Source organism: Vreelandella sp. DA03-1M (assembly GCF_055725665.1).
In genome coordinates this window covers 3,067,114-3,083,377 of the sequence record NZ_CM146798.1, presented here as the reverse complement: position 1 = coordinate 3,083,377, position 16,264 = coordinate 3,067,114, and the positions used below count along the sequence as shown (strand labels likewise).

Annotated in this window: 15 protein-coding genes and 1 pseudogene; 5 read left to right on the top strand and 11 right to left on the bottom strand. The window is 47.0% G+C overall.

The window, feature by feature from the left end; all coding sequences use genetic code 11:
• Window positions 1–269: 269 nt before the first annotated feature.
• The 4 genes from ACXUPB_RS14475 to ACXUPB_RS14460 form a co-directional block, all read right to left on the bottom strand.
• Window positions 270–1,571, bottom strand: a complete 1,302-nt coding sequence (locus tag ACXUPB_RS14475) for an IS1380 family transposase (RefSeq protein WP_179917458.1) — start codon at window positions 1,569–1,571, stop codon at window positions 270–272.
• 170 nt (window positions 1,572–1,741) lie between these two features.
• Window positions 1,742–2,464: a helix-turn-helix transcriptional regulator gene (locus ACXUPB_RS14470; protein WP_472953051.1), complete on the bottom strand. Its 723-nt coding sequence runs from the start codon at window positions 2,462–2,464 to the stop codon at window positions 1,742–1,744.
• Between the two features lie 227 nt (window positions 2,465–2,691).
• A complete protein-coding gene (locus tag ACXUPB_RS14465) occupies window positions 2,692–4,407 on the bottom strand; it encodes an ATP-binding cassette domain-containing protein (protein WP_427390003.1) in 1,716 nt (571 codons plus the stop codon).
• Window positions 4,408–4,612: 205 nt separating this feature from the next.
• Window positions 4,613–5,554, bottom strand: coding sequence for a LysR substrate-binding domain-containing protein (locus ACXUPB_RS14460; RefSeq protein WP_427390004.1), 942 nt, complete (start codon window positions 5,552–5,554; stop codon window positions 4,613–4,615).
• 136 nt (window positions 5,555–5,690) lie between these two features.
• On the opposite strand from ACXUPB_RS14460, the gene ACXUPB_RS14455 reads away from it, so the two are divergent.
• Complete coding sequence (locus tag ACXUPB_RS14455; protein ID WP_472953047.1) at window positions 5,691–6,578, top strand: DMT family transporter; 888 nt, start codon at window positions 5,691–5,693, stop codon at window positions 6,576–6,578.
• Window positions 6,579–6,638: 60 nt separating this feature from the next.
• On the opposite strand, the gene ACXUPB_RS14450 is transcribed toward ACXUPB_RS14455, so the two are convergent.
• The 7 genes from ACXUPB_RS14450 to ACXUPB_RS14420 all read right to left on the bottom strand — a co-directional run bounded on the left by ACXUPB_RS14450 (window position 6,639) and on the right by ACXUPB_RS14420 (window position 13,535).
• Window positions 6,639–7,259 (bottom strand): LysE/ArgO family amino acid transporter, encoded by a 621-nt coding sequence (locus tag ACXUPB_RS14450; protein ID WP_472953045.1) that lies wholly within the window; start codon window positions 7,257–7,259, stop codon window positions 6,639–6,641.
• Between the two features lies 1 nt (window position 7,260).
• A complete protein-coding gene (gene argH, locus ACXUPB_RS14445; protein ID WP_472953042.1) occupies window positions 7,261–8,724 on the bottom strand; it encodes an argininosuccinate lyase in 1,464 nt (487 codons plus the stop codon).
• 21 nt (window positions 8,725–8,745) lie between these two features.
• The gene (locus ACXUPB_RS14440) at window positions 8,746–9,288 is read right to left on the bottom strand and encodes a formyltransferase family protein (RefSeq protein WP_472953040.1); all 543 of its coding nucleotides are present in this window, start codon (window positions 9,286–9,288) and stop codon (window positions 8,746–8,748) included.
• Window positions 9,281–10,462 carry an argininosuccinate synthase domain-containing protein gene (locus ACXUPB_RS14435; protein ID WP_472953037.1) on the bottom strand — a complete coding sequence of 394 codons (1,182 nt, stop codon included), beginning with the start codon at window positions 10,460–10,462 and terminating at the stop codon, window positions 9,281–9,283. Before ACXUPB_RS14435 ends, ACXUPB_RS14440 begins: the two co-directional genes overlap by 8 nt.
• Window positions 10,456–11,817: an IS1380 family transposase gene (locus ACXUPB_RS14430; protein ID WP_074210231.1), complete on the bottom strand. Its 1,362-nt coding sequence runs from the start codon at window positions 11,815–11,817 to the stop codon at window positions 10,456–10,458. The genes ACXUPB_RS14435 and ACXUPB_RS14430 overlap by 7 nt, the downstream gene beginning before the upstream one ends.
• Before the next feature lie 29 nt (window positions 11,818–11,846).
• Window positions 11,847–12,218, bottom strand: coding sequence for an argininosuccinate synthase domain-containing protein (locus ACXUPB_RS14425; protein ID WP_472953034.1), 372 nt, complete (start codon window positions 12,216–12,218; stop codon window positions 11,847–11,849).
• A gap of 324 nt (window positions 12,219–12,542) precedes the next feature.
• Entirely contained in the window at window positions 12,543–13,535 is a 993-nt protein-coding gene (locus tag ACXUPB_RS14420) for an IS30 family transposase (protein ID WP_472953033.1), read from the bottom strand.
• Between the two features lie 75 nt (window positions 13,536–13,610).
• On the opposite strand from ACXUPB_RS14420, the gene argP reads away from it, so the two are divergent.
• From argP to ACXUPB_RS14400, 4 genes and pseudogenes are all read left to right on the top strand, one after another.
• Window positions 13,611–14,483, top strand: coding sequence for an HTH-type transcriptional regulator ArgP (gene argP / locus ACXUPB_RS14415; RefSeq protein WP_472953031.1), 873 nt, complete (start codon window positions 13,611–13,613; stop codon window positions 14,481–14,483).
• 349 nt (window positions 14,484–14,832) lie between these two features.
• Window positions 14,833–15,201 (top strand): annotated as a pseudogene (locus ACXUPB_RS14410) (EamA family transporter); the annotation flags it as partial.
• 149 nt (window positions 15,202–15,350) lie between these two features.
• Entirely contained in the window at window positions 15,351–15,674 is a 324-nt protein-coding gene (locus ACXUPB_RS14405; RefSeq protein WP_472953029.1) for a DUF427 domain-containing protein, read from the top strand.
• 239 nt (window positions 15,675–15,913) lie between these two features.
• A complete protein-coding gene (locus ACXUPB_RS14400; protein ID WP_232901998.1) occupies window positions 15,914–16,207 on the top strand; it encodes a hypothetical protein in 294 nt (97 codons plus the stop codon).
• Window positions 16,208–16,264: the final 57 nt, after the last annotated feature.

Sequence of the window (16,264 nt, the reverse complement as noted above, 5' to 3'; positions counted from 1 at the left end):
CAGGTAAGAGGGATAAGGCCAATAGAAGTTTTCTTTATCCGCATTAATCAAAGTTGCGAAAGGAAGAGAGATTCTAAGGGGCCATTAAACTGGATCAACTGTACCTAGCCTGGATTTCTCATAGTACCTCAGCCAGTACCGCACTCAGGCTGTAACACCGCTAAACACCTACTGGCTCGACTTACATCGGCTACTTTTTAACCACTTTCCGTCCTTCAGACACACTTCCCCCTTTCCCCCATTGCGTCGGGCCGGGGGCGCCCGAGCAGTCAGTTCGGCACCAACCGCCTGACCAGATCGGATAGCGCCGTTTTATAGGGGTAGCTGTCACTCATCAACACCCGGATGCGGCGCGTATTGCGGAGGATGACCGCGCCTACTTTGATGAGCTTGAGCCTCAGGTTGCTTGGACTCATGCGCGCGAAGGGCGTGTGCTTCAGGTAAGTCCGTAACCGCTCGAACAGCGTATAAGCGAAGCCCGACAAGATCAGCCGCCACTGATTGGCCCACCAGTGCGTGCTGGAGGTCCGGTCAGCAAACAGGCTCAGTTGTTGATCCTTGATCCGGTTCTCCATGTCACCCCGGGCACAGTACTGCTCGTAGTAAAGCTTGAAGCCGTCATCGTAACGAGAGCTGATGATAAACCGGGGATTAGAGCCTAACTCACCTTCTTCTAGGCGGGCCACCACCCAGCGTGGGTATTTCCAGGAGCGGGCTTGATACTGGAAGCGGAACGTCCCCGCTACTTTCCCTCCCACCTGCCATTGGGTCTTGCGCACCAGCATCATGGGGACGTCCACTTCCTTGAGCAGCCGGCTGTTCTTTGCGATTCCCACGATGTAGTCGACGTGATGCCGATCACACCAGTTCAGCATCCGGGGACGACAAAAGTGGCTATCACCTCGTAACACGATGCGCGTATCGGGCCAGTATTGACGGATAAAGCGTACCAGTAAGGCGAGGATCGCCCAGCTATGGCGGCTGTCGCTGCGGTCACTGGTGCGCAGATAGCTCACCAGTAAGTGGCGCCCACAGAAGACATACAGTGGGAAGTAGCAGTGGTGATCGTAATAACGGTTAAAGAACTTGCCGGGTTGCTCGCCATGCACGGGGATGTCGGTGCCATCAAAGTCCAGCACGATCTCCTTGGGTGGTTCGTCATGCTGTTCAATGAAGTGATGCCACAGCAACTCATGGGCCTTCACTATTGCTTGCCGATCGGCGTTCTGCTCCACCCGGCACAGCGTCGACTTGCCTGCCAGCGTATCCTCTTCACCGAGCGCTGTCTGAAGGGCCTGATCATAGCGCAGGGCCTCATGGTCGTTGAAATCTTCATAGCCAGCGGCGACACCGAACACCCGCTGACGAACCAACGTGTCGAGCTTATGACGAACCTGTTCCGGTGAGCGGGGATCATGAAGCACGGCGGCCAAGCGGCGTGTTAGGCGATGCTGTTTATCGACTTCACGAAGCAGGAGTAATCCGGCGTCCGACGTAATGTGGCCCCCGGAGAAGTCGGCTTCAATTTGGCGGCGAGAGAGTGGCGAGAAGGTCAGCTTTTCAGGTACCATTTTGGAAGCGGCTGTTGGTGTTGGTTTTTGGTGTAAGGCCCTGAAACGTTAACACTTTCAGCCGCTTTCTTTTATACCCTGTGAGAAATCCGGGCTAGGGTCAGGTAGGGGAGGTGGGTACATAAAAATTTGGTTATTACGCAAGGCTGGATCAGTGTATTAATTTACATTTAAATCAGACCATGTTCGCTTGCAATAGAGGCCATTTGCCGTGAGCTGTAAACGTCAAGTTTTTGCTTTATATTAGCGACGTGGAATTTAATGGTGCGTTCGGTGATTCCTAAAATAGTCGCAGTTTCTGAATAGGTTTTGCCAACGGCAATCCAGCGTAAAACTTCTTTTTCTCTACAGGAGAGATTATTTAGTTGTACATCTGCGCTGGTGCCCAAGCGATGGGAGGATAGCTCTCTGTGTTGTTCATGATGTTTTATTAAACAAAATTGAATGGCTGCTTCGTTCTTCTTTATTATAGAATGCAGTCCGTCTTGTTTGTCATCTAAGCATAAAGTGAGTATGCCTATCTCTGAGCCATGGGAAATGGCGATAAAAGTATATCCTCTATTGATTTTATATTTTAAGGCATTGGTCGATAACGGTTGATTTTGATTGTTTAGCTCTTCGGTTAGCCATGAAAAAGGAAGAGCAGTGCTCTTTGAGATATCTAGAACCGGATCTATGCGGTATAAGGCGTCCTCCTCGTATTCTGAAAGCCATTCATTCGGCAAATTTGTAACGATGCTGGGTGAATATCCATGACGCTTTGAGCAAAAGTACGCATAACGATTTACTCCAAATGATTGTAGAGTCTGGTCAAGCTCATGGATGGGGGCCTCAAGCTTAGCTGTTGCTTCACTGTTAGCGATTACCCCTGCAACGCCGGTTGGGTGAATCATTTTGGTCTCCGAGACGCCGAGAAAAACATGAAGACGTTGGCTAGCTATAAGTAGACATACTAGGCTGCCGTCCAGCGCTTCGTGCCTTTATACAGTACCAACGGGAGTGTAGGCGGCAAGCCTTGGCCGGGTGTATAACTCTCTTCTGGAGCAGCCTGCCAGAGTAACAAGCGACGTAGAGCAGCAGCCGAATGCGCACGCCAATGAGCACCCCCAATGTTCAAAGCTTAACTCCCTTGTTCTACCACAATCTGCGTGTTGCACGGGCCGATATCAATGAATTCATCAGCAAGCGCAAGTACCTGCTCACGATGACTTACTACCACCAGGGTCTCAACGCGTGACCTTAGCGCCTGCATGAGCTTTATCTCGCGCGCACTATCCAGCGCTGCCGTGGGTTCATCGAGGATCATGGTGCATGTGCCGCGCAGCAGCGCTCTGCCAATAGCGATGCGCTGTTGCTCCCCACCGGAAAGATTTCTTCCTTGTACGCCGACATCTCGATCCAGCACACCTTCTCCAGAGGTTTCACCGCCGATCCGTTCTAGATCCAGCAGTTCGATGAGTGTCAGGAGCTCTTGGTCAGGCACAGGCTGAGGATGCGCGTACAGAAGATTTTCGCGAACGCTACCGCTGAAAATCAGCGGTGCTTGGGGAACGACACTTACTTCGCTAAGAATGTCCTCCGGTGAAAGGCGGCGAACACTGACACCGTGGAAGAGGATCTCGCCAGCAGCTTGAGATTCAAGCCCCAAAAGGGTTCTTAACAGCGTGGATTTTCCGCTACCTGATGGGCCGCGGACCCCGTACATTTTGCCTGACTGAATTTCCACACTGAGCGGCATAGCGGAAGTGGCGTCATCGGCGCGTAAGGTTACCTCGCGTAGCGTGAAGACAGGCTGCTGATGATCCAGAGTGATATCGGCCCCGGCCTGGGGATCGGTCGGCAGGTCAAGGTATCTAAGGCCGTCACCTAGAGCGACGTAGTTCTTCTTAAGGTCGATCAGCGCCGCCGCAATCATGACGAAGGGGGAGGTGAGTTGAACCACATAGGTCGTGATCATGATGAAATCGCCGACTTGATAGCGCTGGCGTAGTGTTTCGCTGACGGTATAGAGGGTGAACCCACCCAGCACGGCGCCCACAGCGAGAACTTGTCCACCCATCAAACCGCTGAGCTTCGCATGGGTCCCGTATACCGTGTGAACATAAGTGCTCAGATACTGGTCGAGTTTGCGTTCTTCATGTCCAACCGCGAGGTTGATTTTAATGTCGTACAGGGCACGTAGGCGCTCGGCGAGGAATTCACTCAGCTGTGTATGCGTCTGGTAGAAGCGCTTGTGGATGCGGGTCGTCGTATCGGCAATTCGGTAGGTCAACGCGAAAAGCACAACAATGGCCAGAATGAAGGCGGCTGCGAAGGTGAGGTTGATCACCTGCCAGAGAATACCAAAGACAAAGCAAAGCTGGATGACGACCGGAGTGATGGTCCAGAAGAGGGCGTGGTTGATAAGGCCAAAACTGCTCATCGCTCGGTTCACGTCGGCCATGACCACACCTGTATCAAGCTGATGCTGCGCTTGGTAAGGTAACCGTAGCAGACGCCGCACAATACTCGAATACACGGCCGCATCGCACCTAGCCATTACGTATGCGCTGGCTAGATTCTTTCCCCACTCCATCATGTTGCTTAACGTCCAGCCGACTGCATAGGCAGTAGCGAAGACGTAGATCATACCTACTGCCACATCACCTGAATCCTCAATTAAGAGGTTGGTTGTTTGACGCAGTAAATAGGGAACAGATGCGCCCACCGCCGCAATGCTGATCATGAGCATCAGTACTAATATGAGGTGGATAAAAAATCTTGGATAGTGAGACCGGATCAGCTCGAGTCCGCGCCGGTAGGTGGCTACATAGGATGGAGAATACGTATCTTTCATAAAAACTTGCTCGCGGCTGTAGCCTCACTCGTAGGGCAGCCGGATCAGGACCACTTTGGTCTCCATTCGCGGCGCGTTTTCCTTCATTCGCCCCTCGTTTTAATACACTAACGCTACCGCATTGAAAAAAAACAGTACCTCTAAGAATAAATAGCGAGCCTTCGACAAGCAACTGTTGGCGGGGTGGTGTCAACCGACACCCTTATCAGGTTGGGGTAGCATCGGCTAAGGGAGTGCTAATGAATTGTGACTTCGTCGCAGTGGAAAGCGTAAGGAAGTCCGCCAGTTGCTGGGTGGCACGCTTCTGTGACGCCTGAACCATCAAGAGTTCTACCATCGGCAGCTCCGGAAATCCCTCCCGCTTGCCTAAAATAATGTGGTCTTCAGCAAGCGCACTGGCGGGCAGCACACCGATGCCGAGACCAGCCGACACAGCGGCACGGATATTGTCATAAGAGGCACTGACATAGGCGCTGTAGCCGTGCTTTCCGGGCTGATCCAATGCGGCGAGCGCTGCGCTTCGGTAGCAACAGCCGTCAGGAAAGATAACAAGCGGTATATCAGACATACGGTCAAAATCATGCCTTTGAGCGGCCACCCAGTGGAGGGGCTCTCGCCGCAGCAGATGACACTGCCAGCGTTGGTCGCTTGGCGTGAAGTCTCCCACACACTTAAAGATGGCGAGATCAAGGCCGCTGTTATCGAGCTGGTGGAGCAGTTGCGAGGAGAGCGCAGAGACAACTTCCAGACGAAGATTGCGGTTTAGCTCGGCGCAGCGGGAAATGGCGCCATGTAGATCCACCACCTTGAAATCATCGGGAACACCAATCAGCAGACGTCCGGCAATTTCCGGTTGTTGCATGGCACTCACCGCCTCAGATGTGCGGGAAAGTATCTCATTGACGGCGGGAAGAAAACGCTCGCCGTCTGCCGTCAAACCAAGGATGTGACCTTGGCGACGCTCAAGTAACTTACAGCCGAGTATTTCCTCCAGTCGTTTCAGACTTTGGGTAACCGCAGACTGGCTACGGTACAACTGCAGACCTGCCTGCTGAAAACCATTGCCTTCGGCCAACAGTACGAAAGCACGAAGGTGTTCCAACGTGACTCGCCTATCGCCCAAGGGGGAAGGTTGGCAATTAAACACGCTTCATCTCCGCATTGAACATTAACTTATCTAATTATGAATGGTTAATAATTAATTTCCACTACATGTAACTCCCATGCACCATCAGTTTCATGGTGATGGTGCAAAAGCAGGATGGCGCTTTTAAGGGGACTGCATGAATAATTTCGTATTAACTGGTTTGGTGGTCATTTTCAGTATCGTTTGGAGTTCGGCATTTATAGCCGGTGCCATTGCACTGACTGATTTTGACCCCTTTACGCTGCTCACCATCCGGTTTTTATTGAGTGCGTTACTGATGCTGCCCATTTGCCTTAGCTGCGGCGGCTTCCGGTCATCAACTCATGGGGATCGCATTGCTATCAGGCGCGGATTGCTGCTTGGCGTTCTTAACAACGCCCTTTACCTGGGGCTGAGCTTTGCCGCCTTGCAGACGGTTCGCCCCCAGGTCGTTATTGTTATTGTTAGCTGCGCACCGCTGGCAACCAGTTTACTATCAGCATGGTGGGGCGTAGAGCCCCTTTCCCCAATGAAGTTACTCGGCGCAGCGCTGGGGTTAGTAGGAGTGGTGGTCATCTCAAGCGTTGCTAGTGGGGTGCAGATCGATATTTGGGGAGTGCTTATGGCAACTGGGGGCATGCTCGCCTTTGCCAGTGGCACTGTGTTCTTCCGCGGCCAAGGCGCAGGCCTTCCCGTCTTGCAGGCTAATTTCTGGCAATCCATAGCGGGCGCTGTCGCTCTTCTTCCCATGGCAATGGTATTCGGGCAACCGCTTGCCGTGCCTTCTACCGCTACGATGATAGCGATTGCACATCTGGTACTTGTCGTCACCATCGGCGGAATGAGTCTCTGGCTAGTACTGATCCGCATCAGCGGCGCCTCGACGGCATCCAGCTATCACCTTCTTAATCCGTTCTTCGGCGTACTACTCGCTTATCTAATACTAGGGGAGCCGTTGCGCATGGCGGATTTTGTTGGGGCTGGTCTGATTGTGATCGGCCTGCTCATGACCACCCAGGCAAGCGGGAGGGTAAGACAGAGTTAACTACCAGCAATGAGCTCATCACCTGAAACGGTAAATGCAGGGGTAGGCTGATGGCTTAAATTATAACTTATATATAGTATATGCCATAGCTAGCATTATTAATGAAACTAGAATATCGAAGCTACGTGATACAGCTGGTTTTGAGAAAATATAGTTCATTTTTGTGCCAATGTAAGCATTTAAAAAAAACCATAAATATGATGCAAAGCTAGCACCAATTATAAAAAATAAACGCTCGTATCCTTCATGTTTGGCACCAAGACTCCCTAAGATCAGGACTGTGTCAATGTATACGTGAGGGTTTAATAAAGAGAATGCAAAGGATAATCTTATTGTGTTTTTTGCGGAAAATGATTTTTTTTCTTCCTTGTTACTTTCAATTTTTACGTTTTTTTTAGGGTTTATAGCTTCTTTTATGTTTGTAATAGCGTAAATAATCAAAAATAAAATCCCTATCCACTTCAACATGCTTAATAAGCTATCATTTATATGTGATGATAAAATATATACGCCCAGTGTAATAAGAGAGAAATCACAGCTAGCGCATATAAAAGCAGCTAGGTATGGTTTTTTTTGATAAATAGATTGTTTTATTATGAAAATATTCTGCGGGCCTATAGCTATTATTATGCTAGTGGCAAATAAAAAAGCATAAAGGCCCACCTGTAAATATGACAACACATTAGCCTCGTTTGATTTTTAACAGTGAAGATTCTGCTTTTTCAATAACTAGGCTTTTCCTAAATGTAAATTCCTTATGTGCTAATAAGCTTTCTTCAAGTTCTTCTATAATGATTTTAACGCTGGTAGGTGAGGTAGAGCCGAGACTTACTTGTCTGTTCATGACATTTTTTGGGTCAAGTATTTCGAAGTATTCTTCTTCAGATAATTCAATATCTTTAGATTTCAAAAAATATAGTGCAATATTTGAATTTTTCAAAGTGGCTTTTTTTGAAATTAAAAAATTAGTTAATTGACCAGCTATTAAATGAGATTTTCTGAAGGGCAGGCCTTTATTAGTGACTAACCAATTTGCTAACTCTGTTATTGTTGAAAAACTATCCCAACATATATCATATGCGCGTTGTGAGTCATATGATGATGTTTTAATATGCTCATCAAGTATCTTAATGGTTTGAATTGTAGTATCTAATGCATCCCAAAGTAACGGTTTGTCTTCTTGTAGGTCACAATTATATCCAAGGCCAACACCTTTAACCATAGCAAGAGATTGCATTAATGCGCCATATACCCTACTTACCTTTCCTTTTGCTAATTCAGCTACTACAGGGTTTTTCTTCTGAGGCATTATAGAACTTCCTGTAGTAAAGCTATCATCAATATTAAGAGTGCCATATTCAAAAGAGTTCCAAGTAATAATTTCTTCTGCTAATCTGGATAAATTGCTCATTATTATCGAAAGGGTACTTAAGCACTCAATTATAAAATCTCTTGAACTTGTAGCATCAAGCGCGTGACTAATAATATTGTCAAATCCGAGTAACTCTTGTGTGTAGGATCGGTCGATATTGAATGATGTGCCAGAAAGTGCACAAGATCCTAGAACGCTGCAGTTTGTACTATTGAATGTATTTTCTAATCTAGTGATATCCCTGTTAAAAATACTTACATAAGCTGTATACCAGAAAGCCAAAGATATTGGCTGAGCTGGTTGTACATGCGTATATCCTACTGCTAAAGAATTCATGTTTTCGGTTGATTTTAATAATAAATTATCGCTGAATTCCTCTAAGGATTTTTTTATTTCTAATATATATGACCTCAAATATAACCGTGTGTCATTTACTACTTGATCATTTCTAGATCTTGCTGTATGGAGCATTCCACCTAATTCATCTCCAATAATACAGTTTATTTTATTTTCGATGTTTAGATGTACATCTTCGTACTCTTTCTCAAGGGTGAAAAGTTCATTTTCGTTCAATCTGTATATTTCGATAAGAGCAGATAAAAGATTTTTTTCACAATTTTCAGTTATTATTTTCTGCTTATGTAACATCTTAACATGAGCTATAGATCCTAAAATGTCATACTTAATAAGTCTTAAGTCAGCGTTGGTTGTTTCAGTGTAATTTAGTACTTTATCATTTATTTCTTTGCTAAGACGACCAGCCCAAATTTTCATTTAATACTCCTTTTTTTGAAATCAATATACTTCGCTCAGCATTTTCCGAGTATGCAATTTTTTTGACCAGGAATAATTACTGTGTGGAAAGTCATCTTCGTTACTTATAGTAGTAACTAGCGACATGAATTGTGTAAGGCAATATGCAGCAGTTTTATCTTTTAAAGAATCTATGCTTTCTTTTGAAGATATTGAGAAAAACGAAACATCTATTATTTCACCATGATCAATTTTTTCATCCATATAATGACAAGTACTGCCATAAGTTAAGTCTTTATTTTGTAATGCATAGTTATAACCTCCAATTCCTCTATATTTTGGTGGGGCGGGATGAAAATTTATTGCTGCTTCTTTTGCAGAATTTAAAGTTTTTATAGGTAAGATCAAGTCAGACTTGAAAGAGAAAATCCAATCACCAAACCAATTGATACTACTCGGGGGTTCATCTTTGTCGTAATTATACTGAATAGAATCAACATTTAAAAAAATACATCTTAAATAATTTTCAGCTTTTATTGACCATATGGAAGAATCACCTATATACAGTGCTCGTTTGTTAATCATTATCGGTTTCCTCCACTTGTTGAGCATTAGAAATATTTCTAGCACTAAGGGTAAGAATTTTAACAAGGCCTTCGGAATCAGCGTGATCAAAATTACCCTCGTTTTCCATTGATCCATCTAAAGTATATAAAGAGTTTTTTACATTTTTAACTGATATAATTTGTATTTTTCCTTTATACAACTCGATTGTGATTTCTCCATTTACAAGATTGGTGATTTTTTTAATTGCTGATTTAATCATGGTGCTATTTAGATCTATCCAGTATCCTTCATAAAGTCTATTGCCTAACTCATTTGACATGTACTTGTAAGTTTCTAGGGTTCTTTTATCAACAATTATGCTTAATAAGTATTGATAACAATTGCCTAAGATCTCAATGGCAGGAGATTCATATACACCTCTTGATTTAACGCCAATAATTCTGTTCTCAACTAAGTTCTTAGCTATCCCAACTCCATGTACACCACCTATATGGTTTAATTTAGAAAATAAATCAATTAAACTTACTGTGTCGTTATTAAGTTTTTTTGGAATTCCATTTTCGAAAGTCAACTTGATGGTTAATGCTTCATCTGGGCAATTTTTTGGCCAAAATCCTAATTCAGGTTCAACTTCATATACTGAGTTTTTTAAATCTTCAAGTAATCCACCTTCATGAGTAAGGCCTAATAGGTTAGAGTCAGTTGAATAAGGCTTTTCACTGGAAGCTTTAATGGGTATTTTATGTGTAATACAGTAATCAATCATTTCTTTTCTACCCTTGAAGTTTTTTAGAAATTCTTCGTCTCTCCATGCAGCATAAAAATCTAAATTTGGGTTTAGCATGGAAGCTATTATTTGAAATCTGATTTGATCATTGCCTCTTCCTGTCGCTCCATGGCTAAGTATATTTAAATTGTAAGGTTTTAGATTTCTAACGATACCATTAACTATCACCTGAATCCGTGAAGCCGGCGCCGACACTTTCCCTATCACCGCCAGCGAGCACTTTTTGATCATTCGCCCCGTGCAAGTTGGCTTTCGCAAGCCCGTTATTGCCAAAACCCACCGTGCTGATCGGTGCTGACGGCCCGTTTTGTCATGCCTTTCCACCCGCCAGGCACGACATATCTGGCGATCGCGTGTCGCTTGGAACTGCTTGTGGATAGAGTGTCGCCGATTGACGGTCAGCATGGCGTTCCTCGTGGATAACGCAGTCGGCTCCGCAGCGTCTTGAGCACCGTCATGCGCCCGATATCCTGCCCGAAGTCGAGGATGATCTGCCGTGCCTTGTGAATCACGAGAGCCGCACGGTGCACCAACTCTTGTAGCACGGTGCGCAGCCGGCGCCGCTTGGCCGGGTGGCGAACCGGGCTCAGCTCGCCGGTCATGCCCAGCTGTCCCATCAGGCGCAGGATGTTGTAGGCCAACTGGGCGAGATGCAGGATCAGATCGTTGGTGGCGAACTTGCCGGACGGCAAGCGCTCCAGGTCGAGATCGGTCTTGATCTCGCTGTGAAACTGCTCATGGGTGGCATGCGCCTGGTAGCGCTTGATCACCGCCTCCGGCGCCTCGTCCAGGCTGGTCCACCAGCCTTCCAACTCATAGTCCGGTTCGAGCAGCAACTGGCCATCGCGATCGGCGGTGCGCTCGACCAGGCGCATCACGCGTTGGACGACGTATTCGGTCTTGTTGTCGTCGTGGATCGAGACGGTCTGCGTCCACAGCGCCTGGCGCTTGCCAGGACGCAGCTCTTCCCAGTAGTCCGCCGCCACCGCCAGCCAGGTATCTCGATCAGCCGTGGCCGAGCCACGCGGGTTCCATTTGACGACATAGTCGAGCCGGCGCCCCTCGTCGGCAAAGACCTGGCGTTGCTGTTCGAGAAGCGCCAGGTGCGCCTGGCTGTCGAAGCCGCTGTCCTCGCGTAACAGGATCGGTTGCTTGGTCAAGCATTGGGCGCGAGGCAGTACCCGCTCCAGGAAGGCGTTGCTCTCCTTCATGGTGTGCTGCTTGCCAGGCCGCAGTTCCAGACCCAGGCACCACCCTTCGTTGCCCAGATAGGCGGCGATCGGGGTGTAGCCATCGACCTTCTGGTAGGTCCGCGAGACGCCTTCCTTCTTCGAGTTGCTGTTGTCCATGACGAAGGTGTCGATGTCCAGGCAGACGTGCGTCGTCTCGGCGGTGATCGGTGCTTCGATCAGTGACAGCAGGGTCGTGGACCAGGTGGCGGTGCGCGCCTGCAGGTCGTTGGCGGCAAGTTTCTCCAGCCGCTGTCGCAGCGTCGCCGCGCTCGGCACCTTCTGCAGGGTCAGCAGTTGTTGGAAGGGCTTGTCGCGGCGGAAGTTCTCGACAGCGTCATAGTCGCTCATGCCCAGACACAGCAGGCCCAGGTAGCTCTTGATCACGTCACTGGTGCGCATGCCCAGCGTGGTGGGGAAGCGGCTGTCGATGCTGTCGACGCCAGCGATCTCGAAGCATTGCCCGATGATGGACAGCCCGGCGTGGCTGGTGAGGGTGCGGCGACTGGCGCGGAACTTTATGTTGGGCATGGCACTGTCTGGGTGAATGGCGATAATGGCTATATTGCCATGCAGGTCAGTGGGTTAGAAGTGCTTCCGGGGGCCGGTCTCACGGATTCAGGTATCACTTGCCTAGCGGCGCCTGTTAAATTCCAATACCCAAATTCATACCGAGCATTGCACTGAATTAGTTCCAAACCAATTTCGGCTATTTCTTTTTTTAAATCGATTGAAATAAAATCTAAGGCCCCTGATGCTAGCATCCTCTCTTTAATATCAGAAAAATTATCTTCATCAGGTTGGCCAAGATCGGCTGTAAAACAAATAACTTTTACTCCTTGTGAAGACAGCCAGTGGGTAATAGTACAGCTATCCAGGCCTCCAGATGCTGCAAATCCAATAGTTTTTCCTTTTAAATCAGATGCTTTCATGATACGCCTCCTGTTTGTTTGGCAGCTTCACTTTCGTATCTCATGGTTGGTTTGTAAATTATGTTAAGAATAAGTTGATGGGGTGAATTTTTTCTTAACAAAAACCTTGTTAGGATCGCTTTTTAGATTGTTAAATAGCCATGACATTTAAATAGGAGACATAGAGTTATGTCTTTATGTAATTAGTTGTTTTTATTGGATTTTATATTTATTTTACACATTGTGAATTTATTGGTTAGTCCTAGGTGATATTTTTTTATTCCTGGAGGTTATATGTTTGACCCTAAAAAAAAGATGGCGTTAATTGAAGTTGTCGCCCTGAATTCAACGAATAAGTGCAGCACCTGCGGTTTCTAGTGCTCCTGAGTATTCACCTAAGAACACCTGGGCTGGGGTTCTGTATCCCAGTCGCTTTCTTGGTCTATCGTTTAGCTTAGTGACGACACTCCGTAGCTCGGCATTGGTCACTTTGCGGAAGTCAGTTCCTTTAGGAAAATACTGCCTAATCAGGCCATTGGTGTTTTCATTGGTGCCACGCTGGCATGAGCGGTATGGATCGCAAAAATAGGTCGTTGCCGAGACGGCCTTGGCTACTTTCCTGTGCTCGGCGAATTCCGACCCATTATCCAAAGTGATGGTGTGCACTGCCCCACGGCGTGGTGCCAATAGTCGCGTCATCGCCTGAGCCGTTCTGGAGGCGGTGATTGTGGGCAGCCGCGCTGCCAAGAGATAGCCACTGCGTCTTTCGACCAGGGTCACCAATCCGGATTCTTTGTGACCCTTGAGTACCGTGTCGCCTTCCCAATGTCCGATATGGCGCCGTTCTTCCACCTCTTTAGGGCGCTGCTCGATGCCTACTCGGTGCGGGATTTTGCCTAACCCCGCCCACTTAGCTAATTGGCGCTGATAGCGCCGCTGGCGTGGCAATCGGAGCCGTTTCCATAAGGTTCCGCCGTGCTTCTTGTCGTCCCAGATTAACGCATAGATCCACTGATGGCTTACGCAGACCCCGTTGGCATTGGCCATAAAACCACTGATTTGTTGAGGACTCCATTCGTCCCTCAATTGGCCAGTGACCCAGCGAATCAGGCTGGGCAGCCGCTTCGTCACTTTCCAAGCGGTACGTCGGCGCTGGTCGCTTGCCGATTGGGCCTGTTCAGGCGCATAACCACTGGTCAGCCCGTTGCGCTTTATCTCGCGGCTAATAGTGCTGCTGTGGACGCCAATGGCCTTAGCTATCTTTCGCTGGCTAATGCCGGTCTCAAGATAGGCAAAAATTTGGTATCGTTGGACTTGGGTCAGCTGTCGGTATCCCATGCTCTGCTTCACTTTGGTCGGTAAAGTCGAGAGGGTACCGGCGCTGGCCCTCCTTCCTCTACTGTGTGATCCAAAGTGCTGCGCTTATTCTATGAAACCAGGGCATCAGGTTCGTTCGAACGAGCTGCTCGTAAGCTGAACATTACAACTTCTGCTGTTTCTCAGAGAGTGAGGGCTTTAGAGGTTGAAATGGGGATGTCACTCTTAATAAGAGACAGGCCCTGTAGACCTACTGAGGAAGGAAAAAAATTAATCCGTCATCTTAAAAATATAGAGTATCTAGATAATGAATTCATGAATGAATTCATTGATGTCAAAAAAAACAAATTAAGATTTTCTATAGCTGTTAATAATGATTCATTATCTAATTGGTTAATGCCTGTTCTAGCTGAATATCTTCAATCGGGAGAGGTGATGTTAGATGTTTATATTGACGATCAAGATTATACCCATCTAGCATTAGAGTCTGGACTAACGATAATGGCAGTTACTTCTAAGAAAAAAACATTTAATTCCTGTAAGTCGGTTTACTTAGGTAAGTTGAGATATAAGCTAGCTTGCTCTAGTGTCTTTTATAAAAAATGGTTTAAAAATGGAGTTAATTTTACCTCGTTGAAAAATTCTCCACTACTTGTTTTTTGTGAAAAAGATAGATTGCAAGAAGATTTTTTAAAAAATAATTTTGGGTTAATGCAAGATATTTGTTCTTGTCATTATATTCCTTCATCTGAAGCATATTATGAGGCAGTTTTATTTGGTATAGGTTATGGCATGATGCCACTACCTAAATATGAAGAAAAAATCATATCGGCTGATTTGATTGATTTGATGCCAACAGAAAAAACAGATATCTCATTGTATTTACATTATTGGGAAACTCAGTTGCCTAAATTGATAAAGTTTCGTGAAAAAATCATTGCTCAAGCTAGGAAGGTTTTGGTTGAATAAAATTAATTATTAATTTTTATAGCTACTAAAAAGCTAAACTGATGGTTAACTAAGTGACGCTTTAATTAATATAAGATGTTTATAATGAATAACGATGATAAAGGTGTGTATATTCAGTACTTTTAGGTAACAGTCTTCTACCAGAATAATTAAGATGCAGCTGGTAAGCTTTTGCTAGAGGAGCTTATGAGATCACCATTGATGGATCTACATCTAGAGTGAAACCGTCAGAAAATTTTGGGCGAATAAAGGTTACGCGTACCGATCAAATATTTATTTGTACTAGTTTATCGTTGATAGATGATCATGATATCTAGCCTTTGCCAGTGACACTGATTTCTTCCGCGGCCAAGGCGCTGGCCTTCCCATCTTACAGGCCAATTTCTGGCAATCCATTGCTGGCGCTGTCGCTCTTCTACCCATGGCCATGGTATTTGGGCAGCCGCTTGCCGTGCCTTCTACCGCTACGATGATAGCGATTACACATTTGGTATTTGTCGTCACCATCGGCGGAATGAGTCTCTGGCTAGTGCTGATTCGCATCAGCGGCGCCTCGACGGCATCGAGCTATCACCTTCTTAATCCGTTCTTCGGCGTACTACTCGCTTATCTAATACTAGGGGAGTCGTTGCGCATGGCGGATTTTATTGGGGCTGGGCTGATTGTAACCGGCTTAATTCTTACTACTCAGGCAAGAGCGAGAGCACGGCAGCGTTAGGGCAGTCGTAGTGAATTAGAGAGCAGTGGCAAAAACATGACACAGGTCATGGCCGTAGCCTAAAGTGTGATGAGGAGAGCATGGGATTCAACGAACTTTGCTGCTAGGCTCATTTTACTAGAGCTAAAAAAGCCGCAGGGAACAATCTAATGCCACAGGCACCTCGCATCGAGCTTCACCCCGTTAGCCAACGCGTGCAGGTGCATGTTGATGGCAAGCTGCTTGCCGACTCGACCAACGCTCTCGAACTCCGCGAGCGCGGCTACCCGCCACGCCACTACTTCCCACGCGAAGACGTGCGGATGGATTTGCTTAACACCTCAGAAACGAAGACCCACTGCCCGTTTAAAGGCAACACAGTGTATTTCTCGCTAGGCGAAAATAAAGATATTGCCTGGAGCTACGAACAGCCGATTGAAGGGATGGAAAAGATAGCGGGTAGGGTGGCGTTTAGTGGGGAAGTGAACGAATGACGTCTTTCGAACCTGAGCGGACGTGCTGGGAAATGCAGCAGGCGCACGAATTTTGGATATGCAGCCTAATTAAAGCTAATAGCAAAAAGAATCATAGGCTTGGGAAAATCTGGCAGGCTGCATTTATCGGCAAAAAGTGCCAGCACTTTCATTCAATCATAGAGCGCGCCGTATAATACGCTGTTATGTTCTCCAAGGAGGGTAGGATTATTCGGTTCCAAAACATCCGCCAGTCCCTGATGAATGACGATATTGCCAGTTGGAGAAAGCTGGCTGTCTTCATCGTCCTGATCGCAGCGATCATCCTTGGCATCGTTCACTTCTGCGTGTACTTCGATTTCGAAGCGGCATCTCGTCAACTCTACGCATCCATTAGTGCGATGGTCGGCATTACTGCTGTTGCCCAGCTCGTCGGCAGTTGGTTCGTTTACCAGTATAGAGTTCCGACTTACCTCTGGGTTGGTTGCGCGGTGTGGGTTATCGTTACATTGTTCTGGCAGGGCTTGGTCGTCGTTCTGTGGTCGGCAACATAACCATGCCAGGCACGGCGACGCCTTTTTCGTTGCGGCTTCGCCTCCACTACAACGGCG

What these genes read in the sequence shown, in the direction of transcription:
- ACXUPB_RS14465 (WP_427390003.1), bottom strand. Translation starts at nt 4,407, where the DNA reads ATGAAAGATACGTATTCTCCATCCTATGTAGCCACCTACCGGCGCGGA.
- ACXUPB_RS14475 (WP_179917458.1), bottom strand. Translation starts at nt 1,571, where the DNA reads ATGGTACCTGAAAAGCTGACCTTCTCGCCACTCTCTCGCCGCCAAATT.
- argH (WP_472953042.1), bottom strand. Translation starts at nt 8,724, where the DNA reads ATGAAAATTTGGGCTGGTCGTCTTAGCAAAGAAATAAATGATAAAGTA.
- ACXUPB_RS14425 (WP_472953034.1), bottom strand. Translation starts at nt 12,218, where the DNA reads ATGAAAGCATCTGATTTAAAAGGAAAAACTATTGGATTTGCAGCATCT.
- ACXUPB_RS14470 (WP_472953051.1), bottom strand. Translation starts at nt 2,464, where the DNA reads ATGATTCACCCAACCGGCGTTGCAGGGGTAATCGCTAACAGTGAAGCA.
- ACXUPB_RS14405 (WP_472953029.1), top strand. Translation starts at nt 15,351, where the DNA reads ATGCCACAGGCACCTCGCATCGAGCTTCACCCCGTTAGCCAACGCGTG.
- ACXUPB_RS14400 (WP_232901998.1), top strand. Translation starts at nt 15,914, where the DNA reads ATGAATGACGATATTGCCAGTTGGAGAAAGCTGGCTGTCTTCATCGTC.
- ACXUPB_RS14435 (WP_472953037.1), bottom strand. Translation starts at nt 10,462, where the DNA reads ATGCTGACCGTCAATCGGCGACACTCTATCCACAAGCAGTTCCAAGCG.
- ACXUPB_RS14455 (WP_472953047.1), top strand. Translation starts at nt 5,691, where the DNA reads ATGAATAATTTCGTATTAACTGGTTTGGTGGTCATTTTCAGTATCGTT.
- ACXUPB_RS14420 (WP_472953033.1), bottom strand. Translation starts at nt 13,535, where the DNA reads ATGGGATACCGACAGCTGACCCAAGTCCAACGATACCAAATTTTTGCC.
- ACXUPB_RS14430 (WP_074210231.1), bottom strand. Translation starts at nt 11,817, where the DNA reads ATGCCCAACATAAAGTTCCGCGCCAGTCGCCGCACCCTCACCAGCCAC.
- ACXUPB_RS14440 (WP_472953040.1), bottom strand. Translation starts at nt 9,288, where the DNA reads ATGATTAACAAACGAGCACTGTATATAGGTGATTCTTCCATATGGTCA.